At 56.8% G+C, this 24,614-nt stretch carries 19 protein-coding genes; 14 read left to right on the top strand and 5 right to left on the bottom strand.

Going from position 1 to position 24,614, the window contains the following annotated elements; all coding sequences use genetic code 11:
* Positions 1-7: 7 nt before the first annotated feature.
* Genes H2O17_RS03445 through H2O17_RS03400 form a run of 11 tightly spaced genes read left to right on the top strand, consistent with a single transcriptional unit; the run spans position 8 to position 15,916 of the window.
* Positions 8-205, top strand: coding sequence for a hypothetical protein (locus H2O17_RS03445; RefSeq protein ID WP_182050351.1), 198 nt, complete (start codon positions 8-10; stop codon positions 203-205).
* Positions 192-800 (top strand): DUF1819 family protein, encoded by a 609-nt coding sequence (locus H2O17_RS03440; protein WP_182050350.1) that lies wholly within the window; start codon positions 192-194, stop codon positions 798-800. Before H2O17_RS03445 ends, H2O17_RS03440 begins: the two co-directional genes overlap by 14 nt.
* Complete coding sequence (locus tag H2O17_RS03435; RefSeq protein ID WP_182050349.1) at positions 800-1,396, top strand: DUF1788 domain-containing protein; 597 nt, start codon at positions 800-802, stop codon at positions 1,394-1,396. The genes H2O17_RS03440 and H2O17_RS03435 overlap by 1 nt, the downstream gene beginning before the upstream one ends.
* 19 nt (positions 1,397-1,415) lie before the next feature.
* The gene (gene brxC / locus H2O17_RS03430; protein WP_182050348.1) at positions 1,416-4,997 is read left to right on the top strand and encodes a BREX system P-loop protein BrxC; all 3,582 of its coding nucleotides are present in this window, start codon (positions 1,416-1,418) and stop codon (positions 4,995-4,997) included.
* Position 4,998: 1 nt separating this feature from the next.
* Positions 4,999-8,475, top strand: a complete 3,477-nt coding sequence (pglX, locus tag H2O17_RS03425) for a BREX-1 system adenine-specific DNA-methyltransferase PglX (RefSeq protein ID WP_182050347.1) — start codon at positions 4,999-5,001, stop codon at positions 8,473-8,475.
* Positions 8,476-8,484: 9 nt separating this feature from the next.
* A complete protein-coding gene (locus H2O17_RS03420) occupies positions 8,485-9,579 on the top strand; it encodes a Fic family protein (RefSeq protein WP_220456817.1) in 1,095 nt (364 codons plus the stop codon).
* A 3-nt stretch (positions 9,580-9,582) separates the two neighbouring features.
* Positions 9,583-12,219, top strand: a complete 2,637-nt coding sequence (pglZ, locus tag H2O17_RS03415) for a BREX-1 system phosphatase PglZ type A (protein WP_182050346.1) — start codon at positions 9,583-9,585, stop codon at positions 12,217-12,219.
* Between the two features lie 9 nt (positions 12,220-12,228).
* A complete protein-coding gene (gene brxL / locus H2O17_RS03410; protein WP_182050345.1) occupies positions 12,229-14,400 on the top strand; it encodes a protease Lon-related BREX system protein BrxL in 2,172 nt (723 codons plus the stop codon).
* Between the two features lie 10 nt (positions 14,401-14,410).
* Complete coding sequence (locus H2O17_RS11785) at positions 14,411-14,623, top strand: DUF6508 domain-containing protein (RefSeq protein ID WP_220456816.1); 213 nt, start codon at positions 14,411-14,413, stop codon at positions 14,621-14,623.
* Between the two features lie 8 nt (positions 14,624-14,631).
* Positions 14,632-15,090 carry a TFIIB-type zinc ribbon-containing protein gene (locus tag H2O17_RS03405; protein WP_182050344.1) on the top strand — a complete coding sequence of 153 codons (459 nt, stop codon included), beginning with the start codon at positions 14,632-14,634 and terminating at the stop codon, positions 15,088-15,090.
* Positions 15,083-15,916 (top strand): hypothetical protein, encoded by an 834-nt coding sequence (locus H2O17_RS03400; protein ID WP_182050343.1) that lies wholly within the window; start codon positions 15,083-15,085, stop codon positions 15,914-15,916. Before H2O17_RS03405 ends, H2O17_RS03400 begins: the two co-directional genes overlap by 8 nt.
* Before the next feature lie 166 nt (positions 15,917-16,082).
* Here the strand turns inward: H2O17_RS03400 and H2O17_RS03395 are convergent, their stop codons facing one another.
* From H2O17_RS03395 to H2O17_RS03385, 3 genes are read right to left on the bottom strand one after another with little or no spacing between them, the layout of a single operon-like run.
* A complete protein-coding gene (locus tag H2O17_RS03395; protein ID WP_182050342.1) occupies positions 16,083-16,451 on the bottom strand; it encodes a plasmid mobilization protein in 369 nt (122 codons plus the stop codon).
* Positions 16,451-17,524: a site-specific integrase gene (locus tag H2O17_RS03390; RefSeq protein ID WP_182050341.1), complete on the bottom strand. Its 1,074-nt coding sequence runs from the start codon at positions 17,522-17,524 to the stop codon at positions 16,451-16,453. The genes H2O17_RS03395 and H2O17_RS03390 overlap by 1 nt, the downstream gene beginning before the upstream one ends.
* Entirely contained in the window at positions 17,514-17,720 is a 207-nt protein-coding gene (locus H2O17_RS03385; protein WP_182050340.1) for an ICEBs1 excisionase, read from the bottom strand. Before H2O17_RS03385 ends, H2O17_RS03390 begins: the two co-directional genes overlap by 11 nt.
* 149 nt (positions 17,721-17,869) lie before the next feature.
* Between H2O17_RS03385 and H2O17_RS03380 the strand changes: the two genes are divergently transcribed.
* Entirely contained in the window at positions 17,870-18,295 is a 426-nt protein-coding gene (locus H2O17_RS03380) for a helix-turn-helix domain-containing protein (protein WP_182050339.1), read from the top strand.
* A 486-nt stretch (positions 18,296-18,781) separates the two neighbouring features.
* Here H2O17_RS03380 and guaA read toward each other — a convergent pair whose 3' ends face one another.
* Both guaA and H2O17_RS03370 read right to left on the bottom strand, forming a co-directional pair.
* Positions 18,782-20,353, bottom strand: a complete 1,572-nt coding sequence (gene guaA, locus H2O17_RS03375; RefSeq protein ID WP_281363060.1) for a glutamine-hydrolyzing GMP synthase — start codon at positions 20,351-20,353, stop codon at positions 18,782-18,784.
* Positions 20,354-20,535: 182 nt separating this feature from the next.
* The gene (locus H2O17_RS03370) at positions 20,536-21,420 is read right to left on the bottom strand and encodes a pseudouridine synthase (protein ID WP_182050337.1); all 885 of its coding nucleotides are present in this window, start codon (positions 21,418-21,420) and stop codon (positions 20,536-20,538) included.
* 173 nt (positions 21,421-21,593) lie between these two features.
* Here H2O17_RS03370 and pta point away from each other — a divergent pair, with 173 nt between their 5' ends.
* Together pta and H2O17_RS03360 are read left to right on the top strand one after the other, a co-directional pair.
* A complete protein-coding gene (gene pta, locus H2O17_RS03365; RefSeq protein WP_246311321.1) occupies positions 21,594-23,228 on the top strand; it encodes a phosphate acetyltransferase in 1,635 nt (544 codons plus the stop codon).
* A gap of 97 nt (positions 23,229-23,325) precedes the next feature.
* Complete coding sequence (locus H2O17_RS03360; protein ID WP_182050336.1) at positions 23,326-24,501, top strand: acetate/propionate family kinase; 1,176 nt, start codon at positions 23,326-23,328, stop codon at positions 24,499-24,501.
* Positions 24,502-24,614 lie beyond the last annotated feature (113 nt).

Genomic DNA, 24,614 nt, shown 5'->3' with positions numbered 1-24,614 from the left:
TACTTCGATGGACGAGCAGGAGCTGAGAAAACGCGTACTCGGCGCGAAGAAGACGGAGCGGATCATATTCGCTGCGACGCCGGAGATGAAAGAGACGCTGGAGACCATCGCGCAGGAGAAGTGCGTGAGCCTTTCAGCCCTGTTGACCTCGCTCGCCGTCGAAGAGGTCCTCGCCAACAAGGAGCTGTTCGATGGCGAAGAATAAAAAGCTGTCCGGCGGAGTCATGACCCGTGAACAATGGCTCCTCAAGGAAACGAGAATAGTGGCTCGTATGCGTCTAGACGGCGCAAGCGAAAAGGAAGTCATCGAGAAGGCTCAAACGGAGAATCTATTCCAATACCCGACCGAGCGCATGCTTCGCAACATTGCCGGAGTTTGCAACAAGCGCATTGACGCACTGGCCGATGAACGTCTCACGCGAATCATCTCCGACGGCATGCCTGGGGTGGCTGCACAGGTGAACCTCTATGCGATGATGTCGGCATACCCGCTGATGCGACACTTCATGACCACCGAGATCGCGCGTCATTACGCAGAGTTAGATTACAGCTTCACGCGTACGGACATGAATGCTTACTTCACGGAGCTAATGGCGGAGTACGAGAACTTCGCGACCATTGCGGACTCTACCGTGACGAAGCTCAAGTCGGTGCTGCGCAGATGCCTGCTTGAGGCCGACGTCCTCACCAAGGACGGGCATCTGCAGCAAGTACTTCTTGATCCTGATTTCGAGGACATCCTGCGCGAGCGCGAGGACTTCGCTGCCCTTGCTTCATTCGGAATAAGGGAGGCTCTTTAATGCCTGCAACCTATATCGACAAGCCGAGCGACAAGGCTGTCGCCGAGTTCGAGGCCCGCTGCGAAGCATGTAAGGCACGCCTGCGTCAGGCGGACTTCCTGCACAACCGCGGGCTCGGCAACGAGGTCGGCATATACACCTTCTGCTATGACCCCAGGCTCAAGAACAAAGCCCGACGCTTCTTCGACAAGCTCAAGGCGGATCCATCGCTGCCATGCAACATCCGCGAGAAGAACCTCTACGACATCCTGCTTGCGATCTGCGACGAGAAGCGCATCGCGGCCGCCATTCCGAAGATGGAGGCGAAGAAGGGCCAGGCGCAGATGCTCAGGCAGCTATCTACTGTTGCAAGTCCAGAGGCTTTCGCGAGAAAGATTGCCGATAAGCCCAACCAACCCGGCGATGTGCTCCTTATCACCGGCATCGGCGAGGTGTACCCGTTCATGAGAGCGCACAACATCCTCGACAATATCCAGTACCTGTTCGAGGAGATTCCCGTGATAGTCGCCTACCCGGGACGGTTCAACGGACAGGCGTTGTCGCTCTTCGGACGGCTGAGCGACGGCAACTACTACCGGGCATTCGACCTGATCTAGATCACGAAAGGCAACAGACATGCATATCCAGAACATGTTCGAGCATGACATCAACAGGAACATCAACGGCGTGGTCAAGGTCGGCGACATCGACGAGAACCTCGTGGAGCAGGAACTCAAAGAATACGTCGTGGCCAAGGAACTGCAAGGACACTTCTCCACATTCTTCCGAAACTACGAGCGATCGCTCGACGAACCTACGAGCAAGACGGGCGTATGGATCAGCGGCTTCTTCGGGTCTGGCAAATCCCACTTCCTCAAGATGCTGAGCTACCTCCTCTCCAACCCGGAAGTGAAGGGCAAGCGCGCGGTCGACTACTTCGATGGCAAGATCGACGACGAGATGGTCTATGCACGCATGAGGCGCGCAGCCTCGGTGCCCACCGAGACGATTCTCTTCAACGTGGACTCTAAAGGCGGCAAGTGGAAGGAAGGCGAGAGTGCCAAAACCGCGCTCATGCGCTCCTTCCAACGCGTCTTCTATGAGAACCAGGGCTTCTACGGCGAGGATCTGAAACTCGCCAGGCTTGAGGCGTTCATCGATTCCAAGGACAAGACACGAGAGTTCCGCGAGGCATTCGAGGACATCAGCGGACTCGACTGGCTCGGGAACCGTGACAGCTGGTCGTTCTACGAAGACGACATGGTCGAGACACTCATGCGGGCACTGGGCATGAGTCGCGACGCCGCCCAGCACTGGTTCGATGGCACTGAGACCGATGTGGTGTCCTCCGACACATTCTCCAGGCAGGTGAAGGCATACATAGACAAGAAGAAGGCAGAGCTCGGAAGCTTCCGTCTCGTGTTCCTGGCAGACGAGATCGGCCAGTTCATCGGCTCTGACAACAGCCTCACGCTGGACATGCAAACGATGGCCGAGGACCTTGGCACCCAATGCGGCGGCGACGTGTGGGTGCTGGTCACAAGCCAGCAGGCCATCGATTCGATCACCGATATCGTCGGTATGGATTTCTCCAAGATCCAGGGTCGCTTCGACACGCGTCTATCGCTGTCCTCGAGCGACGTGGACGAGATCATCAAGGAGCGCGTGCTTGCAAAGACCGACGAGGCTACGGCGCTTCTGGAAACGGAGTACCAGAAGCAGGCGACGGTTCTGAAGAACCTCTTCAGCTTCGACGACTCGACAAGCGACCTGTTCGGCTATGCCGGTCCGCGCGATTACGTGGAGAGCTACCCGTTCGTGGGCTACCAGTTCCGCATCCTGCCCGACGTCTTCACCAAGACGCGCGAGCACGGCTTCTCCGGAAAGCACATGTCAAGCGGCGAGCGTTCGATGATATCGGCGTTCCAGGAGTCAGCACAGCGCGTGCAGGACGAGCAACCCGGCGTGCTCGTACCGTTCTGGCGTTTCTACGACACCATCGAGACATCGCTCGACTACGGCATCCGGCAGGTGATAAGCCGCTGCCAGGATGCCGCCGACGATGGGAACGGGCTCTTCGAGTACGACGTGCGCGTCATCAAGGCGCTCTATCTCATCCGCTACATCGGCGACATCACCCCTGACGTGAACAATATCGCGAACCTCATGATCGATTCGGTCGACGTCGACAAGATCGCCCTGCGCAAGCAGGTCCTGGAATCGCTCGAGCGCCTGGTGCGCGAGAACAAGGTCGCCCGCAACGGCGACAAGTACAACTTCCTCACCAGCGAGGAACAGGATGTCGCAGACGAGATATCCAAAGTCGAGATCGATGCCAGCGAGGTCACCGACAAGATAAAGCGCATCCTCTTCGACGGAATCTACACCACAACCAAGCACCGCGTGGGACAGAACGACTTCCCGTTCGACCGATACGTCGACGACAGCGTGCATGGCAAGGACCAGGGCGGCATGAAGCTGAACGTCATCACCTACGCGCACGAGTGGTCGCGACTTTCCGAGCCGGAGTTCGCGTTCAAGTCCACCGGGCAGGCGCTGGTGGGTCTGGAAGAAGGCGACTACTACGATCTTCTCGACATGTCGTGCCGCGTGGAGAAGTACGTACGCATGAGCACCACCTCGCAATGGTCACCCTCCAAGCAGGACATCGTCAAGCGCAAGCGCGAGGAGGCTCGCGAGAACGAGAAAGCCGCGAAGAAATCCCTCGAGGACGCCATCGCGCACGGCAGGCTCGCGGTCGACGGACGCAGCCTGACCGTGAAGGAACAGGCAGCGGACAAGAGGCTCGACGCCGTACTCGACGAGCTCGTGACGAGCACCTACACCAAGGCAGACTACATCGACCTGCCGGCGAACACCGACTCCGACCTGTATGCGATGTATCGCGGCGAGACGGGCGCCCAGATCGACACGGACGGTCATGAGCCCAACTGGAGGGCGATGAACGAGGTCATGCTCTACCTCGACGCCCAGGCGTACAGCCACCAGGCGACCAACATGGGAGACCTTCAGCGCAAGTACCAGAAAGCGCCCTATGGCTGGCGTGAGATCGACATCGCGGCCGTCATGGCGCAGCTGCTGAACAGACAGCGCATCGCAATGTCCGTCGGCGGGAAGCAGCTCGACAGCGGTGACGTCCACACCATCATGCAGCATCTGCGCAGGGACGCTGACAAGGCGCAGGTCAAGAAGCGTGAGGCCATCGACGCGACCACTCTCGCGTCCGTTCAGCGTCTCATGAAGGACTTCGCCGATACCAACCAAGTCCCCGGAGACGAGGACGGCCTCGTCGTGTTCGCAAAGGAGCACCTCCAAAATTCTTCCGATGGATGCCAGGAGATGCTGGCGAAGTGGTACTCGCACAACCCCTACCCTGGAAAGCAGATCGTAGCCGACGGCCGCAAGCTCATCGACAATCTGCTTTCCGACGCGGCCGATCCTGTTCTGTTCTGCATGTCGCTTGCCAACAAGCAGACTGGCGACAGCCTGCTCGACCTTGCCGAGGATCTTGAGAAGATCCACGGCTTTTTCGCCACGCAGGTGCGGCTCTACGACGACTCAAGGAAACTCATCGAGTCGCTCGCCACCGAGGGTATCTACATCGAAGGCAGCGACGAAGCCCAGGAGTCTATCTCCCAAATCTGCGAAATCCTTGCCATGGACGAACCCTATGGGCACATCAAGGACCTCAACAGCCTCAACAACACCGTCACCAAAGAGCTTTCAGCTGCAGCAAGCGTCAAGCGTGATGACCTGCTTCGTAGCATCGATGACGCCGTTGAGCAGATCGAACGCTATGCAGAAGACGAGTGCGGCGAGTTCGAGGGCGTTGCAAACTATGTGGTCTCGCAGGTCAAGCAGGCTGCCATCGCGAAGCGCGACTCCGCACACCGTACGGAGAGCTGCAGCCAGCTGGATGCGCAGGTGAGCCAGCTCGCGACATGGACCAACCAACAGTTCGCGAAAGTCGACAACGCCATCGCCGAAGCACGGTGCAAGAAGGAAGAGAAAAAAGGCAGTACAGGCAGCGCAATCCCCGCAGAGCCAAAGCCCAGAACGAAGGTGCTTCACCGTAGCAGGGTATGCCCGACGAAAACCATGCGAACCGCAGAAGAGGTTGATGCCTACGTCGAAGGCCTTCGCAATGCCCTGATGGATGCCCTCAAAGATAGCGACGCAGTAAGACTGGGAGACTAGCATGAACGACTCCGCAATCAAATCCTACTGCATCTGGGCACGCAGGGAACTTATGGCCGAGGTGGAGCGCAGATGCGCGATATACGACATCTCCGAGAACCCCATGAACCCTGCGGATGCGGACGCGGTGAACGGGCTTGTTCTCACCGGCGCAGAAAAAGCGCAGCGCAAGGAGCTCCTGGGCACCATTCGAGAAGAGGGATACGAACAGATAGTCGAGCGAGCCGCCTACACGTGGTTCAACCGCATCATGGCCATCAGGTTCATGGAGGTAAACGACCTCCTGCCATCCCGCACCCGGATACTTTCCGCCAACGACGGCTCCTTCAAGCCACAGGTCCTTGCAGAGGCATTATCGGTCGATATCGAGGGGTTGGACCGAGCGCGCGCAGCCGAGCTTGTCCAAGGAGGCGATGACGAAGCGACGTTCCGATGCCTGTTTTTGGCGCAATGCGCCGAGCTCGCCGATTGCATGCCCGGCGTGTTCGAAAAAGTGGGCGCTGCGATGGAGCTGCTGCTCCCTGACGGGTTGCTGCGCGAGGGCGGTGTCGTCAATCGTATCGTGACGGACATCCTCGAAAGCGACTGGCACGAGGGCGTGCAGATCGTAGGCTGGATGTACCAATACTACGTTTCCGAGAAGAAAGATGACTACTTCGTCTCCAAGCGCAAGGCTTCTGCCGAGGATATACCCTGCGCTACGCAGCTGTTCACGCCGGAGTGGATCGTGCGCTATCTAACCGAGAACTCCCTCGGCAGGCTCTGGATGCTCAACAATCCCCAGAGCGGGCTGGCATCCGAGATGGACTACTATCTCGTGCCGGAGGGTGACGCGGGCGAGTTCCTGAAAATCGAGGATCCCGAGGAGATAACGGTCCTCGACCCTGCTTGCGGTTCGGGTCACATCCTGGTGTACGCGTTCGACCTGCTGGCAGCCATGTACGAGGAGCGTGGCTATGCGCGACGCGATATCCCACAGCTGGTGCTGGAGAAGAATCTGACCGGCATCGAGATCGATCCACGCGCCGCTGCTATGGCGAGCTTCGCGTTGACGATGAGGGCATGCGAGTACGATGGCCGGTTCCTACGTCGAGGCGTGAGGCCACGTATCACAGTGCTTGAAAAGGTGGAGTTTGATGAAGAGCAGCGTCGAGCTGTCGCTGGCGCGCACCATAAGCAGGACAAGCTAGGCAAATCATTTTTGCTCGAAAAGACCGAGTTGCTGGAAGCGCTTTTCCACCTCGATGAGGTTGGGAGTCTGCTGACACCAACAGCAGAGGACATGGCCGCCTTACGTGCCACCGCCGCTAGCTTGGAGGAAGAGACCAGCATTTTCGGTTTCAAGGCAAAGGAGCTGATCAGTAGAGCCCTCGCCGAGCTCGAACCTTTAGCGACGAAATACGACATTGTAATTGCTAATCCGCCATATCTACAAAAGAGCGCACTGGAACCATGGGCGTCGGAATGGGTTAAGGAGCAATACCCTGAAGAAAACAACGACCTGTGTACTTGCTTCATCAAACGTGGACTTGAGTTCACTCGGCGCAACGGCTATGTAGCAGAGATAACCATGCAATCGTGGATGTTTTTGAGCTCCTACGAGAAAATGCGTAAGAAGATTATCGGAAGTTATGACCTTGTTTCGATGGCCCACCTGGGAGCACATGCGTTTGATGCCATCGGTGGTGAGGTCGTTTCCACGACGGCAACGGTGTTTACCAATGACAAGGCACAGGGTAAAGGTGCATATTTCAGACTCGTTGACGGTTCCAATGAAGCAGAGAAAGCCGCTGAGTTGCGCGAAGCCATCCAGAACCCCGATTGTGGTTGGTTTTACCATACTGATGCTGAAAACTTCAAGTCCATCCCTGGCTGGCCAATTGCGTATTGGTTATCCGAAAATGAAGTCGCTGCTTTTTCTAACAACAGTAAGGTTTCTAAAGATATAGATGCTCGTTGTGGAATGGGCACATCAAATAATGAGCAGTTTTTGAGATTATGGTATGAAGTTGACTGGTCAGACATCGGGTTTGGATACAAAGCAGTTAGTGAAACGTGCGACAAGAAATGTCGTTGGTTCCCCTACAACAAGGCAGGTAATTATAGGAAATGGTACGGTAATCTTCAATATGTCGTGAATTTCTACAATAATGGGGAAGATATTAGATACGCAACTCGTGATGCTAGTGGTGGGCGCGTTGTAGGAACGGATTATTATTTTAAGCCTCAGATTTCATGGGGAGATATTTGTACCGGGGGGATTTCTTTCCGGTGGTATAAGAGCGGATTTATTTTTGACGCATCTGCAAATGCAGCTCTGCCGAGAAACGTTAGTTATCAATATGCGTTAGCATATTTTAATTCTTCGCTTGTTCAAAGATGGAGCAATGTATTAAATCCCACTATCCATTTTAAAAGCGGAAACCTTCTTGCCTTGCCATTTGTTAAAGATGAATCAGCGGTGATTAATAATCTAACTGAGTATTGCATCGATATTGCCCATGTCGATTGGGATTCATTCGAAATCTCATGGGATTTCGAGCGACATCCGCTTTTGCGCGGAGTACTCGTTTCCAAGGCTTTCGACACTTGGTCAACCGAATGCCAAGAGCGCTTCGATACGCTCAAGGCTAACGAGGAGGAGCTCAATCGCATTTTCGCACGCATCTACCACATGGAGGACGAGGTCCCCATCGAGGTCCCCGATGACAAGGTATCCGTACGTCGCGCTGACCTTGTCCGCGACGTGAAATCACTCATCAGCTACGCAGTCGGCTGCATCATTGGGCGCTACTCGCTCGACAGGCCGGGGCTCGTGCTTGCAAACCAAGGCGATGGGCTGGACGAGTATTTGGAACAGGTACCGGATCCCACATTCAAACCCGATGCAGACGGGATCATCCCCCTCACGGACATCGAGTACTTCCATGATGATGCCATGGGGTTGTTCGTCGACTTCCTGCGTGCTGCCTATGGCGATGAGCATCTGGAAGAAAACCTGAAATTCATTGCAGACGCGCTTGGTGGCGAAGGGACGCCGCGTCAGATTATTCGCGCGTATTTTCGCAATGATTTCTTTGCGGATCACTGCAAGACCTATAGCGTACCGAGCGCGGGGAAAAGGCCCATCTACTGGCTTTTCGATTCCGGTAAGAAGGGCGGATTCCGGGCATTGTTCTACATGCATCGATACACTCCCGATCTGTTGGCTCGCCTTCGTACGGAGTACGTGCATCCACAACAGGAGCGCTATCGCACTCAGCTGGAACGCATTAATGACGCAATGCAGACAGCGGACAAACGTGAACAAGCAACGCTGCGTAAAGAGCACAAGAAGATATCGGAGCAACTTGCAGAAACCAACGCATACGAGGAGAAGGTTCACCACCTGGCCGACCAGATGATTGAAATCGACCTCGACGACGGTGTGAATCACAACTACGCCCTGTTCCAAGACGCCTTGGCCAAGATAAAGTAAGGGGATGCCGTGAGCGAATCAGAATACAAGCCCCCTTTCACAATGAGCGACGAGATCGTCGACCTGGTATCGCACGCTTCATACGAGCTGGGCAGGGCATCGGTGATGATGCAGGACGACCATTCCGTCCACCTGCGCCGTCAGAACCGCATACGCACCGTTCACTCGTCACTGGCGATCGAGCACAACACGCTCACGCTGGGGCAGGTTACAGCGATTCTGGACGGAAAGCGCGTGCTGGGCGACCCACGTGAGATCTGCGAGGTGAAGAACGCCTTTGACGCATACGACCTCCTCGTTGATACCGATCCGATGAGTGTGAAGGACCTTCTTGCGGTCCACCACGCCATGATGGACGACCTCGCCGAGGAAGCGGGCATGTTCCGAACTCAAGGAGTCGGCATCTTCGACGGTGACCAGCTCGTGCACATGGTCCCTCCGGCGGAGTTCGTCGCAGGCCAGATAAGCGACCTCATCGCATGGTACGGAGAATCGACGCTCCCTCCGCTGGTCAAGAGCGCGGTGTTCCATTACGAGTTCGAGTTCATCCACCCCTTCCAGGACGGGAACGGCCGCATGGGCAGATTCTGGCACACGGCGCTTCTGGGGCGGTGGAACCCCGTGTTCTACTGGCTGCCCGTCGAGGAGCTCATCCAGAAGAACCAGCAAGGTTACTACGACGCGCTCGGCACCGCGGACGCGCAAGCGGACTCCTCGGGGTTCGTGGAGTTCATGCTTGGGCTCTTCGTGGGTGCACTCGAGGAGGTCGGCTCCGCGAGCGAGCATACTGCAGAGGTAAGCGTGCCGGACGCCGCACTGGTAAGCAAACATACTCCAGACATCTTGGCTGAACTTGGCCGGAGTTGGCCGGAGTTGGCTGACGTACTCTATGATCTGTCCGAACCCGACCGCCAGGTGCTGGCATACCTACACGAACACGGGCCGTCGCGTCCTGCGGAGATATCCTCCGAGTTGCAGATACCATCTCGCTCGCTACAACGCATCAACGGGCACCTGACAGAGCTCGGGCTGGTGCAGGCTCAGGGCAAGAGCAGCGGCAGAAGGTACTCGATCAAGCGTCATGGAGCCGGGGAGGAGAACTGATCGATGGCAGACCTCGATGCAATCCAACTCATACAGGATGCCCTGACACAGCCCCTATCCGATGACGAAATCAGGCGCGTCGTATTCTGGCACGATGTTGCCGGGTCCTTCGAGGAGGACTTCGACCGGCTGGGGGAGAACGGTATAGGATGCGAACTCGTGCGACCGCTCACCTTCGCAAAGGCTGAGGTTGGGTCTCAATTCGAGCTCAAGAGAGAGGTTCTGAGAGGCAAGCCATCGGATGACTTCCTCGTCTACACACGCAAACCGCGCGACTTCTCAGAGGGCGGGCTCGAAGGAAACTGGTTGGCTGACATCGAGCTTACCGCCGAGCATTTCCAGGCGGACAAGGCATCCATGCTGCTCGGTGACATCAATGCAAGCAACGCCGCGAGAGATGCAGTCGCACAGTTCGAGAAGTTCTTCGGCGCGGCAGACCGAAGGACGGCATACCTCAGACGCATGCCCGAGACGAACACACCCGTCGACGTGGCAATCGGTGTAGTCTCGGTCATCCTGAAAGCCCCTACTGCAAAAATGGAAGACATCGCGAGGGCATATCTATGCGCTCTGCATGACTCGGGGCCGGATTCCGTGCTCGCTGATTTCGAGCGATTCGGCGCACTGAGCGCGTTGTCGTCGATTCTGAAGAAGCGTCTCGGTTATGAGGACGACCTATCGTCGGAGATAAAGTTGGCCGAGCATCTGCTGCTCTCCGCGGCGTCCTGCACCTTACCCGAGGAGCTGCTCTCGGGCTACGATGCGCATATCGCCAAGCCCTACGCCCGCTTCTGCATGAGCATCGTGCGCGACTGGATGGGCGACCAGGCGAGCTGTGAGACGCTCTATGAGATCGCCCGAGCCGTTGAAACCGAACTCAGCATCCCCGAACGACTCACAGACGCGAAAGTCTCCGCCCTCATCGACACCGATGTTTTCCCATGCGTTAACGAGGCGGTTCTGACCAGCCTGATGTCGAGTCTGGCCGACGGTTCGGACAGGAGCTCAGAAGCTCTCAGCACCCGTCAGAAACGCAAGGACCTGAAATGGTACAAGCGCGTGGAGAGCTACTACGACCTTCTCGCTGCTGCTGCCGATTCCGAGGGGTTCTACCGAGATCACCCGCAGGGATTCCACGCGACCAAGCCCGCAGATGTCTGGAAGGCATATACGACGGACTGGTGCGCCATGGATTCGGCATACCGCGGGTTCTGCACGGCGCTCGACGCCTGCCTGCTCAACACCGAAGACACCCCCGACTCGCTACGTGACGCCGCCGAGAGGCTGGCCGAACGGGTCGAGAACGTGTATGTGAACTGGTTTCTGCCCAACGTCAACGGCTGCTGGATCAACTGCGCCGAACCCGACTGGGCCGAATGCGGCTTCGCGAAAGGCATCGAGATCCAACGTGATTTCTTCCAGAGACACCCGTCGCACGATACTAAGGAATACAAGCATACGCTTGTCATCATCGCAGACGGCATGCGCTACGAGGTCGGTCGCGAGCTCTCCCGCCGGCTTGAGCAGGAGACGAAGAGCACCGTATCCCTCGATTCGTTCCAATCATCGTTTCCCTCGGTGACGGAGTTCGGGATGGCGGCGCTTCTCCCGCACGGAGAGATCTCCTACTCGTGGGATGACGGCCAGGTCTTCGTCGACGGTAAACCGACCAGGACCACTCCCGAGAGGGAGGCGATACTGCAAGCAAAGGTAGCAGGTGCGAGAGCGGTGCTCTCTGAGAACCTGCGTGCCGGAAACCGTGCAGCGCGCAAGGAACTTGTGGGTGATGCCCCGCTCGTGTACGTCTATCAGGACAAGATCGACTCGACCGGCGAGAAGCCGAAGCTCGAGCACGAAGTCTTCAGGGCTTGCGGCGATACGGTCGACGAGCTAGTTGCGCTCTGTAAGATCGCCATCAACGACCTGAAGATCAATCGCGTCATCGTCACTGCCGATCATGGATTCATCTACACGCGCGGACCGTTGAAAGAGCAGGACAAGGTGTCGAAGGCTGACGTCGGCGGAAACGATGTGCAGCTGCATCGCAGGCACATACTCTCACGGGAGAACATCGACAATCTGATGTTCGTCAAGATGGATTTGCGAGACATTCACGGCGGCGAATACTACGGCCTCGCTCTTCGCGAGTGCATCCGCATGAAGAGCGCATCGGGCAATAAGAACTACGCGCACGGCGGCGTGAGCTTGCAGGAGGTATGCGTGCCTGTCATCGAGCTGCGCAACCGCAACGTCAAGTCGAAGGCACGGGTTGAGCAGGAAAAGGCGATGATGTCGCTCGTGTCCACCAAGCGGCGCATCACAAGCTCGATGTTCCATGTCGACTTGTTCCAGAAGGAACCGGTCTCGGGCAAGGTGCTTCCAGCCGAGTACGAGCTCTGCCTGACCGACGGGTCCGGAAACCCTGTGACCGATGTGCAGAAGACGCACGCCGACATGACGACGACCGACGAGCGTGCCCGCGTGTCACGGCCGATGTTCACGCTCAAGGCCGGTGTGGATTACCCGCCCGGCGAGCGCTATTACCTTGTCTGCAGAGACAAGGAGACGGACGGCATCGTCTGGAAAGAAGAATTCACCATCGACATGGCGTTCACTCCGACGATCGACTTCGGGCTGTAGGAGACTGATATGGAAGAAACCCAGAACAACGTGGTGCCCACTCTCGAGACAGACGGCCTCGACCGCAAGGTCTTGGAAGCATTCCCCGGCAAGATCGTGCGCAAAGACCTGACTGCCCTGATGAAGCGTGGGGCAAACGTGCCCACGTTCGTGCTTGAGTACCTCCTGGGCATGTACTGTTCCACCGACGACGGCGAATCGGTCGAGCAAGGGCTCGACCGCATCCGGCGCATCTTGGCTCAGAACTACGTACGCCCCGACGAATCGGAGCGCATCAAGTCGAAGATCCGCGACCTGCGCACCTACACGATCATCGACAAGGTGACCGCCAAGGTAGACGAGTACCGCGACATCCACGTGGCGACTTTCTCGAATCTCGCGATCGATCCCGTGGTCATGCCCGACGAATACGTGCGCGAATATCCCAAGATGCTTTCCGGTGGGATGTGGTGCATCCTCCAGATGGAGTACTTCCGTCTTGAGGATGAGCTGGAAGATGAACTGGCTGACGTCTTCGGCGATCAGAAGAAGCCTCGCCAGGCACCGAAAAAGAACGCAGGTCCAGAAGACAATCCGTTCAAGGTCGCCAACCTGACTCCCATCCAGATGCCTCGGCTGGATCTCGACTCGATCATCGGCCAACGGCCGAGTTTCTCAACGGAAGAATGGATAGACCTGCTTCTCCGCAGCGTGGGTTATGAACCAGCAGGGTTGGATTTGAGGACGAAGCTCCATTTCCTAGAGCGGATGGTCCCGCTCATCGAGCGCAACTACAACATGTGCGAGCTCGGTCCTCGCGGCACGGGCAAAAGCCATGTCTACAATGAAGTGAGCCCGTATGCGATCCTTCTATCCGGAGGGCAGACCACGACAGCCAACCTGTTCGGTCGTCTGAATGCAAGCGTCAGACGCGCCACGAGCATGGAACGCACCGGTCTCGTGGGCAACTGGGATTGCGTCACCTTCGACGAAGTTGCGGGCATGCATTTCAAAGATGCGAACGCCGTGCAGATACTCAAAGGCTACATGGCGGGTGGCACCTATGCACGTGGTCGCGAGTCATTTACCGGCGATGCTTCAATGGTGTTCGAGGGTAATATCAACGACAGTGCGCAGAACATTCTCAAGACAACGCACCTGTTCGATCCGTTCCCTCCTGAATTCAACAATGACTCCGCGTTCTTCGATCGCATCCACTGCTACCTTCCCGGCTGGGAGGTTCCGAAGATGCGCAGCGACTTGCTCACTGAACATTACGGGCTGATCACCGACTGCCTGAGCGAGTTCTGCAAAGAGATGCGCAAGCGCGACTACACCCACCACATCGACGACTTCTTCAGACTGACCAGCGATTTCAACACGCGCGATGAGATAGGAGTGCGCAAGACGTTCAGCGGCCTCATGAAGCTCATTTTCCCAGACGAGGACATGAGCAAGGAGGACGCGCGAATGATTCTTGACTATGCGGTCGAGGGAAGGCGGCGCGTCAAGGAACAGCTGAAAATCATGGCTGGCGTGGAGTTCATGGACGTGAACCTGGGCTATGTCGATGTCGAGAACCCCGCAGATGCGCGCATCATCTTCGTCCCTGAGCAATCCGAGAACACGCTTGTGCCGGAGGCTCCGTTGCAGCCCGGTCATGTTTTTGCCGTGGGCCGTAGTGTGAATGACGAATATGCTGTGTACAAGCTGGAGAACAAGGCCGTGGCCGGCTCGTTCCGGTTCGAAAACGAAGGCATCGGCAGCAACCGCGCAGCCAAGGAGAGCATTGAGGCAGCTTGGCGTTGCTTCGAGAACAACGGCGACCGCGTCGCCGCTGGTATGCACATGCGTCAGAAGGACTATCTGCTGTTCGTGAACGACCTGCAGGCAAAGGGACCGAGCGACGAGGTGAGTCTGGCAGAGTTCGTCGGCCTGTGCTCAGCCGCCTGCAATCGCCCTGTAGCGGCTTCCACGGTCATCCCTGGCATAGTACGCCTCTCCGGCTCCATGGACGAGCTGAAGGGCCTGGAAGACATCCTGAGGGTTGCAAAGAACGCCGGAGCAAAACGTATCCTGCTTCCATTCAGCGCGATTCGTGATTTGCAAGACGTTCCCATGGAGTTGGCGAGCAGCGTGAGCCCCGATTTCTACCAAGACGGAGACGTCATAGCTGCTGCCCGAAAGGCATTGGGAATGTAAGGGGAATTCATTGCTGAGTAACATTGAAAAAGGCAAGAAGGCGGATGTCACAGCTCTGGACGGCCGCGCTATTATGACTCTTCTCGTTGGTGCTGTACGTGCTGCTAGATTCTGCGAATGCGCACTTCTAGATTTCTGTGATTCTGGTCATGTCGAACGATGGCTTTTGCGCCTGCGGTCAATTAACCAGGCAGACGGCAAGTTTGGCCGGCAACACACTTAGGAGTTCTGATGGCTGACGATCTTAGCTTCACTGTGGAAATACCTTGCGATGACGAAGGTTATGTACTGCTGCAGTGCCCCCAATGCAGCGAGCTCTTCAAACTGAGACCGAGCGACTATGAGTCCGACGATGTTGCGGAGATTTGCTGCCCTGCTTGCGGCATCGCCTCAGACAATTACATCACCGACGATGTCTTGGAGCTCGCCGTGGTTATCGCAAAGAACCAAGCCTTCTCAATGTTGCACAAGGAAATGAAGGAGCTTGAACGGAAAACCAAGGGCAAACCTGTTTCGTTCAAGGTCGGGAAGTCTCCAAAGCCTGATGATGAACCGGTCTTGCGGCCTTCAATCGACGCTCTTGCAATCACTACATGCAAGCATTGTGGGAGGCAGTCAAAAGTCTCACGGCTTCTTTCTATGTCAATGTTCGTCTGTCCATTGTGCGGGGTGAGTAACTTTAATGACTGATAAGACAAACTTCAAGAAGACGTTACATCTGTTCAACCAAGAATCGAACAGGCTCATGCAATCAAACTGGGAAGAATCGCCTTTGCCCTTCAAGAGATTCCTTGACCGCATAGAGGCAGAAACAGAGATAAAGAAGTATCTTGATGATTGCGTTGCGAACCACACACCAGATGGACTGGATGCTGCTGAAGATGTCAGTGCAGTAGCGAAGGACTTTGGCACGATGTTTGTAAGCTTCAGCACCGTCCCCGAGGAAGAAAGCGCAGAAGTCTACCTCATACTCAAAGAGGTTGTCGCTCAAAACATATGTGGACGCAGCAGTTTCTTCTATGGTTATGCTCATGGGAACAAATATGCCGACATGTACAAAGGTTTTCTGGAGAAGGTTGTCAGGCGTCTCATCACTAACATAGGAAGCTTTCTGACCATAAAGGGAATCGAAATGGGCCTAGATAACGGCGAAACCGCAACGACAAATATAAACGGACCGGTTCAGAATATGCAGCTCAACCAAGCAATAGGCGGTTCTACAGTTAACTCAACGCAGACGAATGGCATAAACGCTAGCGACCTTAACGCCTTGCTCGACGCCCTTTTGGCTGCTGCAACAGCAGAATTGGATAATAAAGAGACCCTCGAAGATTTGAGGGATAACGTGGAGACCATTCGGGTACAAGTCGAAAATGGAGCACCTAAACGCGGAGTTGTTAAAAGCTTCGTTGGATTCCTAAATGGCATAAGTGGTGGTACCCAGTTCGCTGCCGCAGTTGCGCAGATTATCGAATTCTTCTCAAATGGTGGAATTCAGCTGCCTTTCTCTGGATGAAAGCATGTTCAGATATATTTTGTAGCGTAACGCTCCTGATGCCCGCCACTGGAATCAAGGGGCTACTAGTGGTATTAAGACGATGCTGATGAATCGTCTCTATCTTGCGACCTCAGGCCATCATGTGCGAGTCCTCTCTATGGGTTCATAGTTCTACCGCGCCCATCTATCCGCGCTCCATATCAGAAATCAATGCGTCTTCCGCCTCCAACTGGCTGCGCGAACTATCGCCGGCAATACCGACGAACAGGTCCGCAAGCAGCTCGATCTTCGCAATCAGCCGTTCGTCCATGGTCGAGCAATCGCGCAGACAGCAGAGCTCCTGGTAGACCAGATGCATGGAGTCTTTGAGCATCTTGTAGGTACGCAGATCGGGCGCCACGGTGAACTCCCTGTCCTCGATCTTGGTCATGATGTATTCCTGCTGGGTGACGCCCGCCGCCTTGGCAAGCAGCTCGATTCGCTCGTTCTCCTCGCGACTCACGCGGAACGCCTTGGAGATGGTCCGTTTCCTGCGGTAGTTGGGGCAGGGCATCAGAAATCTCCTCTCGCATCGTCCAACACGTTGGCCATGTTCTCCTGCACCGTCGGGAACAGGTGGGCGTATCGGAAGGTGATGTCGGTCGTCTCGTGCCCCATGCGGTCGGCGATGGCCAGCGCGGTGAACCCCTTGTCGATGAGCAGACTCACGTGGCTATGGCGCAGGTCGTGGATGCGGATCTTCTTGACGCCGCTCTTCTCGCAGCCGGTCTTCATGGTCCGGGATATCTGGTACTTCGTGACGGGGAACATCCGGTCGTTGAGGCCAATCTCGGGGTGCCGCCTGAGGTAATCGGAGATCTCGTCCACAAGGAAATTCGAGAGCTTTATGGTGCGTATCGACTTGGGCGTCTTCGGGTCGGTGATGACATCGCGTCCGTCGAAGCGCTGGTAGAACTTGTCGATCCGCATGGTCTTGCGCTCGAGGTCGAACGCGGAGGGCATGAGAGCCAGCAGCTCGCCCTCGCGTATGCCGGTCCAGTACAGGATCTCGAAGATCAGGAACGACCGTGGCTTCTCCATCATCTGGTCTGCGAACCTGAGGTAGTCGTCCTTGGTCCAGAACTGCATCTCGGAGGTCTCCTTGCCGCCCATCTTCATGGTGCGCACCGTCGGGTTGGGATGGAGCCCGTAGTAGCGCGCAGCATGGTTGAGGATGGCGGAAAGCTGGTTGTTCACGGTCCGCAGGTACGTCTGCGTGTAGCCCTTGCCCTTGTTGTTGCTCCCGTCCATGAGGTCGTTCTGCCAGCGGACAATATCGATGCTCTGGATCTCGCTCATGCGGCAGTTCTTGAAGTGGGGCATGATCTTCGACTTGATGAGGTACTCCTTGTTGCGCCACGTGTGCTCGCGGATGCGCGGCATCACGTCGGCCTTGTACACCTCATAGAACTGCTCGAAGGCCATCGCCATGGTGCATCCGGCAGAGGCGATGAAATCGTCCTCCCAGGCTTGAGCCTCTTCCGGCGTGTCAAAGCCACGCTTGCACTTGTGGACCTCCTCGCCGAACTTGTTCCTGCAGCGGAACTGGGTGAACCAGCTCCCGTTCTTCGCCTGCTTAACGGTCATGGCGGCTGCCTCCCTTCGGCTTGAAATACGCTTCCTCGAAGATCTCGTTGCTCACGCGGCCGGCGATGACCCTGCACCCGCGCCTCTGCATCTCCCCGTTGAGGTCCCTGATGATCCCGTAGGCCTTGGTGCGGCAGACGCCGAGCCTGTCCGCAACCTCCGCCGCTCCGAGCAGCCGGGTCTCCGCCTCTCTCATATGTCCTCCTAGCGTTCGTTATTGAACGGTTTTGCAATTGCATGGTAGTAGTTCAATTGTGAACTGTCAATACATACCGTTCAATTACGTGCTATAGTTTCCACATGATTCATCACGGTTCCAACGGAACGTGGCTTGGGAGGTAGAGTTTGAAGACCGGAGAGCTCATCAAGAAGTACCGCAAGTTGCGCAAGATGACGCAGAAGCAGCTTGCCGCAGCATGCGGGCAGACCGATTCCGCCATCCGCAACTACGAGCTCGGCAATAGAACACCCGGGGAACCTCAGCTTCAAGCGATCGCAAAAGCATTGGACATATCTTCCGAGACATTGCGTGACGTGCCCCTGGAATCGAGCAGACAGGCTCTGGAGCTTCTATTCAGGCTCGATGAGGAGTTCGGTCTCGAACCCATGGAGGTGGACGGCATGCTCGTCCTAGGATTCGATACGAGGGCGGAGAAGTCGCCGAAACTCGCTGCCGTGCTCAAAGCGTGGAAGAAGATGCTTGATTCGGAAAACGCGGGCGAGATCACCCCTGAGGAGCTCGACGGATGGAAGGCCGAATTCGGGTCCTGAGAAAGCCACTTGGAGAATAATTGCGAATCAATCAAGCGACCTCCGGGTCGCTTTTTCATATTCGTCAAGGGCGAACATACACCTGAAAGAGCGCCTTTTCTCGATTTGTTATTCCCCCAGCTTTACCTGCGGTTTTACGATTTTTGCCTTCAAAGGAGGGCGATGATTCGGGTTTGATTCGAATCACTCGAAAAATGCCGGTTTTCAGCTCGGGAGTAATTGCGGGTGGCTTTATATCCTTTCATGGCGAGCACGAATGTCCGGTACGCGCCAAATCGCTCAAACGCTCGTCACTTCATAGAACAATCAAGAATCAAAACAGCAGGTGATAAGCATAAAATCAGCCCCGAAAACCATCGGATTCCGAGGCTGATTCGAACCTGTTATTCTTGTTTGTTGCAGGTGGTGTGATAGCCATTGCGACGCTATGTGTTGCAATACGTCACAGTGAATGGTTGCAGGTGGCTTTGCCTTTTTGGCCTTTTGCTATTCCCACTCGATAGTGGCCGGCGGCTTGGAGGTCGCGTCCAACACCACGCGGTTGATTTCGGGAACCGAGTTCGTGATGCGCGTGGAGATGCGAGCCAGTACGTCATACGGCAAACGGCTCCAGTCAGCTGTCATCGCATCCTCAGAGCTCACCGGGCGAAGCACGATTGGGTGGCCGTATGTGCGCCCATCGCCCTGCACACCCACGGACCGCACATCGGCCAACAGCACCACTGGGCACTGCCAGATTTCCTCGTCGAGGCCAGCAGCCGTCAGCTCCTCGCGCACGATCAGGTCGGCCGCCTGCAAGATGCGGAGCCGGTCGCGCGTCACCTCACCAATAATGCGGATGCCAAGTCCCGGCCCCGGGAATGGTTGGCGGGAAACGATCTTCTCGGGAACGCCAAGTTCGCGGCCAATTGCCCGCACCTCGTCCTTGAAGAGCGCCCGGAGAGGTTCGATCAGTTCGAAGTCCATGTCATCAGGCAGGCCACCAACGTTGTGGTGGCTCTTGATGTTCGCTGTGCCATCGCCACCGCCAGATTCGACCACATCCGGATACAGCGTGCCCTGCACGAGGAACTTGACTTCGCCACCCTCGGAACCGACTTGCTCAATAAGCTGACGTTGTGCGGCCTCGAATGAACGAATGAACTCGCGGCCAATTATCTTGCGCTTGGCTTCCGGATCGGAGACTCCAGTGAGAGCATCAAGGAATCGATCGGATTCATCGATGGTGAACATGCGGATGCCCATGCCAGCTGCATAGTCCTTTTCCACTTGTTCGCGTTCGCCAGCACGGAGCAAGCCGTGATCGATGAAGAAGCATGTGAGCTGGTCGCCCACCGCCTTGTGAACCAGCGCAGCGGCCACGGAGGAATCAACTCCACCTGAGAGTGCGCAGATGACCTGAGCCTCACCCACCTGTTCGCGGATCCGTGCGATCTGATCGTCGATGATGGAATCCGAAGTCCAATTGGGTTCGAGTCCCGCGCCGCCGTAGAGGAAGTTCTCAAGGGCCGTCTGGCCGGCTTCAGAGTGCTTGACCTCCGGGTGCCACTGGAGGCCAAAGAGTTTGCGCGATTGGCTCTCAAATGCCGCCACAGGGGTCTGTGAGGTGGAAGCCGTGACAACAAACCCATCCGGTGCTGCTTGGACGGCGTCGCCATGGCTCATCCACACCACTTGTTCGGCGTTCGTTCCGGCAAACAGGCACGAACCTTCAGCGATCTCAGCATCGGTGTGGCCATACTCGCGGGTGCCCGTGCGGCCCACTGTGCCACCGAGCGACTGCGCCATGACTTGGAAGCCGTAGCAGATGCCGAGCACTGGTACGCCTGCATCAAAAATGGAAGGATCTATGGATGGGGCGCCATCGGCGTAAACGGAGGATGGCCCGCCCGAAAGAATGATCGCGGACGGGTTCTTGGCGAGCATTCCGGCAACGCTCATCGAATGCGGAACGATTTCCGAGTACACATGCGCTTCACGCACCCGCCTCGCAATGAGTTGCGCGTACTGCGCGCCAAAATCGACGACAAGGACTGGGCCAGGATTCTCAATGCTCACATGTAGAGGATAGCGGCCTGACGGTTCACATTTCTGCCCGCACAAACGTGAGACTGGCCAACTATTGGACGCCACCTGCTCAACTGGCGTCCACATCGTGAAACTGAGCCAATTACATTCGCACAGTCAGCGCTCATTCGCACTACCAGCATTCTTGGCCCAGCCACGCCATTACATATCCACTATTGCCAAGAAGCTAACACCCGCCGCGACATCATTGTGACCTGATGTCCATCCACCGGATCAATGAAGGTCAACTCCGCAGCAAGGAGCTGCAAAGGGAAGCCGCCCGCATTATCTTCAAAGTCACTCTCCGCAACTGCCCAAGGATAGAGCACATCACCCATAATCGGCGCACCCAAGTGAGCCATCGTCACGCGAATCTGATGGGTCCGTCCGGTCAGAGGATATATGCGATATAGCCCGAGGCCATCATGAGACTCAACAAGAGAGATGTCCGTGATCGAGTTCGGCTCCCCCGCCACCACTCGGGTCTGTAAGCTCCCGCGTTCTTTTGCTAGGCACAGTTCGACCCGCCGAAAGCCCGCAAGCGAATCGTTCGCAACAGCTAGGTAGGTCTTGATCACTGCTCGGCGCTCGAACATCATCTGATACGGTCGGCGCCACCGCTCACCCAGTGTTAGCAGGATGAGGCCTGCAGTCGGTTCGTCAAGCCGATGTGCCGCCACAATCTCATCGTTGCCAAACTGCCTGCGTGCAGCCACAGTAACAGTGGACGCCACGTGGCTTCCCCGCGGCATGGTCGCCATCCCGTGCGGTTTGTCCACCACCATCCATCGATCAGTCTGTGCCACCACCTCGAGCCGGATTGGCTCTTCAGGTTCGTCCGGCGCGGCCGCGAAAGCCCACAAGACGTCCCCCGCCTGGACATACTCATGGGGTTCGACGGCGACGCCGTCGTCCCATACGATGTCACCACGAACGAAGGCTGCCCCAACCTCACTGGGACTCGCCGGTACAAAAGCGGTGACCAGATCCCTGGCGATTCCAGGTTCGGAGACTCGGATCGGACGAGCCCCTATTCCCTGACGCAGTGGTGGTTTCATGGTCAAAATGTTGCCCGCGCAACATAAACGCCCGCAACAACACGTGCTATTGCTCACGCGAGCCAAGAATGTGATCCGAGGCAGGTCTTTGGGCCCGATTTCTGTGAGAACATCAATGGCGGGAGAACACCCGAAAAATTGGTTCGGCGCGGCTGAACCGGAAGGAATGCACTGTGGCATATAGCGTTTATTTCACGGCTGCCGAAGGAAATTGCGGCACACAGTCCGTGGCTAAGACCTACCTCGAATACCTCAACACTCAGTACCAGAACGTCGGAGTTTTCCGCGCCTTCACCAACGGTCCAATCAGCCAGGATTCGTCCTTCCTTGAGTTGCTCGCAATCGTCGGCCGCTCGGATGACGCAGAGAATGCGTGGGGCACCACCCGCCAGGCCTATGTGGCATCCGAAGAGGACGCTATGAACGCTTTGGTTAAGCGCTACACGGACTACTCGGATGGGTTCGATGCGATTCTGATCCTCGGCCTCCTCGATGGTGACCCGGTCAATCCCGGCGTCCTAGCACGCACGGGCCGCGCTGTTGCCAACCTTGGCACAGCTGCAGTCATGGCACTTTCCGGTGCCATGCGCACTCCATCCCAAGTTGTCACTCTTGCACACCTCGCAGCGGAGGAGATCTCCGGCGAACATGCTCCCATTGCTGCCACTGTGGTGATCGATGCGAACCCTGACCTCTCAGAATCCGTCGCAACTCTCGAATCCGACGCTCCCGTGGTGCTCTTCCCAGACGGCGAAGCGCGATCCATCGAAGAAGATGCCGCTGCCATACTCAAGGCGGCCATGGAGCACGGCTCGGACGTCATCACTCCCCTGAGTTTTACTGCCAACCTCATTTCTCGCGCCCGCGCTGACCGCCGCCGCATTGTCATGCCGGAATCCGAAGACGATCGCGTCCTTCAGGCAGCTGACGAGCTTCTGGCACGTGGCGTTGCAGACATCACCCTTCTGGGCGAACGGGACCAGGTTTTGGCGCGCGCTGGCGAACTGGGCCTCAACTTGGAAGAAGCGGAGATCGTTTCTCTCAACGATCCCGCCCGGATTGAGAAGTACGGCACCGAGTTCGCACGTCTTCGCGCCAAGAAGGGCATGACGTATGAACAGGCTGTTGAGAAGCTCAAGGACGTCTCCTACTTTGGTACGATGATGGTAAAGATGGGCGACGCCGACGGCATGGTTTCGGGAGCTTCGCACACCACCGCTCACACGATCGTCCCGTCCTTCCAAATCATCAAGACCAAGCCAGGCGCCTCGATCGTTTCCTCTGTGTTCCTCATGCTCATGGAGGATCGCGTGTATGTGTATGGCGATTGCGCTGTCAACACCAACCCCACACCGCAAGAACTGGCCGGGATCGCCACCTCGTCCGCGGAGACCGCAGTTCAGTTCGGCGTGGATCCGCGCGTTGCGATGCTTTCGTACTCCACCGGTACCTCCGGCAAGGGGGCCGACGTCGACGCCGTCGTGGAAGCTACTGCGCTGGCGCGCGAGGCACGCCCTGACCTCCTCATTGAAGGACCGATTCAGTACGATGCCGCTGTGGACGCCACCGTTGCCGCAAAGAAGCTTCCGGGATCGCCGGTTGCAGGCAAGGCTACGGTTTTCGTGTTCCCTAGCCTGAACGCCGGAAACATCGGCTACAAGGCCGTGCAGCGCTCCTCTGGTGCCGTGGCCGTTGGCCCAATCCTTCAGGGGCTCAACAAGCCCGTGAACGATCTCTCGCGCGGTGCCCTAGTTCAAGACATCGTCAACACTGTGGCCATCACAGCTATTCAGGCACAAGCCGAGTAGTTTCAGACCGTCACGGTGCAGTCAAAATTTCCCAGGCCCCGCACGCCTGGCCAAACGAAGAGCACGCCTGAAGCCGCGTGCCAACTGAGGAGATAAATTGTCCGTACTCGTCATTAATTCGGGGTCCTCCTCGATTAAGTACCAGCTCGTGAACCCGGAGACCGGCGAAGCCATTGCTTCCGGCTTGGTCGAGCGCATCGGTGAGGAATCCGGTCACATTGAGCACCATTTCGGTGAGGTTACTCGCGAGCTCAATGGCCCAGTCCCCGATCACGGAGCTGGCCTCGAGACCGTTCTTGGACTCTTCGCCGAAGTCGGCCCCTCGTTGACTGACGGCTCCATTTCCGCTGTCGGGCACCGCGTAGTTCAGGGCGGCAAGTACTTCGATGGGCCTGCCCTCATCACCGATGAGGTCCAGGCTCGCATCGAGCAGCTCTGCCCTCTCGCACCACTTCACAACCCTGCCCATCTCAAGGGCATTATTGTGGCGCGCCGCCTCCTGCCAGATGTTCCCCATGTGGCTGTCTTCGATACGGCGTTCTTCCAGAGCCTGCCAGGTGAAGCAGCCACGTACGCACTGGATCGTGCTGTGGCTGAGAAGTACGAGATCCGCCGCTACGGCGCTCACGGCACCTCCCACCAGTACGTCTCTGGCAAGGTCTCCGAACTGCTGGAACGCGACGATCTCAAGCAGATTGTTCTCCACCTTGGCAATGGCGCTTCTGCCTCGGCAGTTGTTAATGGCAAAGCCGTTGAGACCTCCATGGGCTTGACCCCACTTGAAGGCCTCGTGATGGGTGGCCGCACGGGTGACATTGACCCGGCCGTGGTGTTCCATCTCTCCCGTGTGGCTGGCATGAGCATTGACCAGATCGATAACCTGTTCAACCGGCAGTCGGGTCTCAAGGGCTTGACTGGCGAGAATGACATGCGCGCCGTATGGGACATGGCTGAAGCCGGAGATGCCAACGCCATTGAAGCACTAGAGGTGTATGCCCACCGCATCGTCAAGTACATCGGTTCATACACGGCGATTATGGGCGGTTTGGACGCTATTACTTTCACCGCAGGTGCAGGGGAAAACGACAACAGGCTGCGCGCAATGGTAGCCGAACGCCTGGCTCCATTCGGAGTCAAGCTGGATGCGGAGATTAACGCGGTCCGTTCGAAGGAGCCTCGCGTCATCTCCACCGCGGATTCTTCAGTGAAGCTGATCGTTCTTCCAACGAACGAAGAACTAGCGATCGCGCGTCAGGCTATGACACTCGTCTAATTGGCTAGGTTGCTGCCCAGTTTTGAGCAGCAGTCCGATAGTCGAATAAAAGTGGGCAGCACCTCGGTGCTGCCCACTTTTTCGAGTTCCGCAAGCTTGGGGTAATACGCTTG

The organism is Changpingibacter yushuensis (assembly GCF_014041995.1).
GTDB lineage: Bacteria > Actinomycetota > Actinomycetes > Actinomycetales > Actinomycetaceae > Changpingibacter > Changpingibacter yushuensis.
Note: the sequence above shows the minus strand (reverse complement) of the source record. Positions and strands in the feature narration are given on the sequence as shown.

Bases quoted from the DNA above. Each gene is read 5' to 3' on its own strand.
- H2O17_RS03445 (WP_182050351.1), top strand. From the start codon at position 8: ATGGACGAGCAGGAGCTGAGAAAACGCGTACTCGGCGCGAAGAAGACG.
- H2O17_RS03440 (WP_182050350.1), top strand. From the start codon at position 192: ATGGCGAAGAATAAAAAGCTGTCCGGCGGAGTCATGACCCGTGAACAA.
- H2O17_RS03435 (WP_182050349.1), top strand. From the start codon at position 800: ATGCCTGCAACCTATATCGACAAGCCGAGCGACAAGGCTGTCGCCGAG.
- brxC (WP_182050348.1), top strand. From the start codon at position 1,416: ATGCATATCCAGAACATGTTCGAGCATGACATCAACAGGAACATCAAC.
- pglX (WP_182050347.1), top strand. From the start codon at position 4,999: ATGAACGACTCCGCAATCAAATCCTACTGCATCTGGGCACGCAGGGAA.
- pglZ (WP_182050346.1), top strand. From the start codon at position 9,583: ATGGCAGACCTCGATGCAATCCAACTCATACAGGATGCCCTGACACAG.
- brxL (WP_182050345.1), top strand. From the start codon at position 12,229: ATGGAAGAAACCCAGAACAACGTGGTGCCCACTCTCGAGACAGACGGC.
- H2O17_RS03405 (WP_182050344.1), top strand. From the start codon at position 14,632: ATGGCTGACGATCTTAGCTTCACTGTGGAAATACCTTGCGATGACGAA.
- H2O17_RS03400 (WP_182050343.1), top strand. From the start codon at position 15,083: ATGACTGATAAGACAAACTTCAAGAAGACGTTACATCTGTTCAACCAA.
- H2O17_RS03395 (WP_182050342.1), bottom strand. From the start codon at position 16,451: ATGCCCTGCCCCAACTACCGCAGGAAACGGACCATCTCCAAGGCGTTC.
- H2O17_RS03390 (WP_182050341.1), bottom strand. From the start codon at position 17,524: ATGACCGTTAAGCAGGCGAAGAACGGGAGCTGGTTCACCCAGTTCCGC.
- H2O17_RS03385 (WP_182050340.1), bottom strand. From the start codon at position 17,720: ATGAGAGAGGCGGAGACCCGGCTGCTCGGAGCGGCGGAGGTTGCGGAC.
- H2O17_RS03370 (WP_182050337.1), bottom strand. From the start codon at position 21,420: ATGAAACCACCACTGCGTCAGGGAATAGGGGCTCGTCCGATCCGAGTC.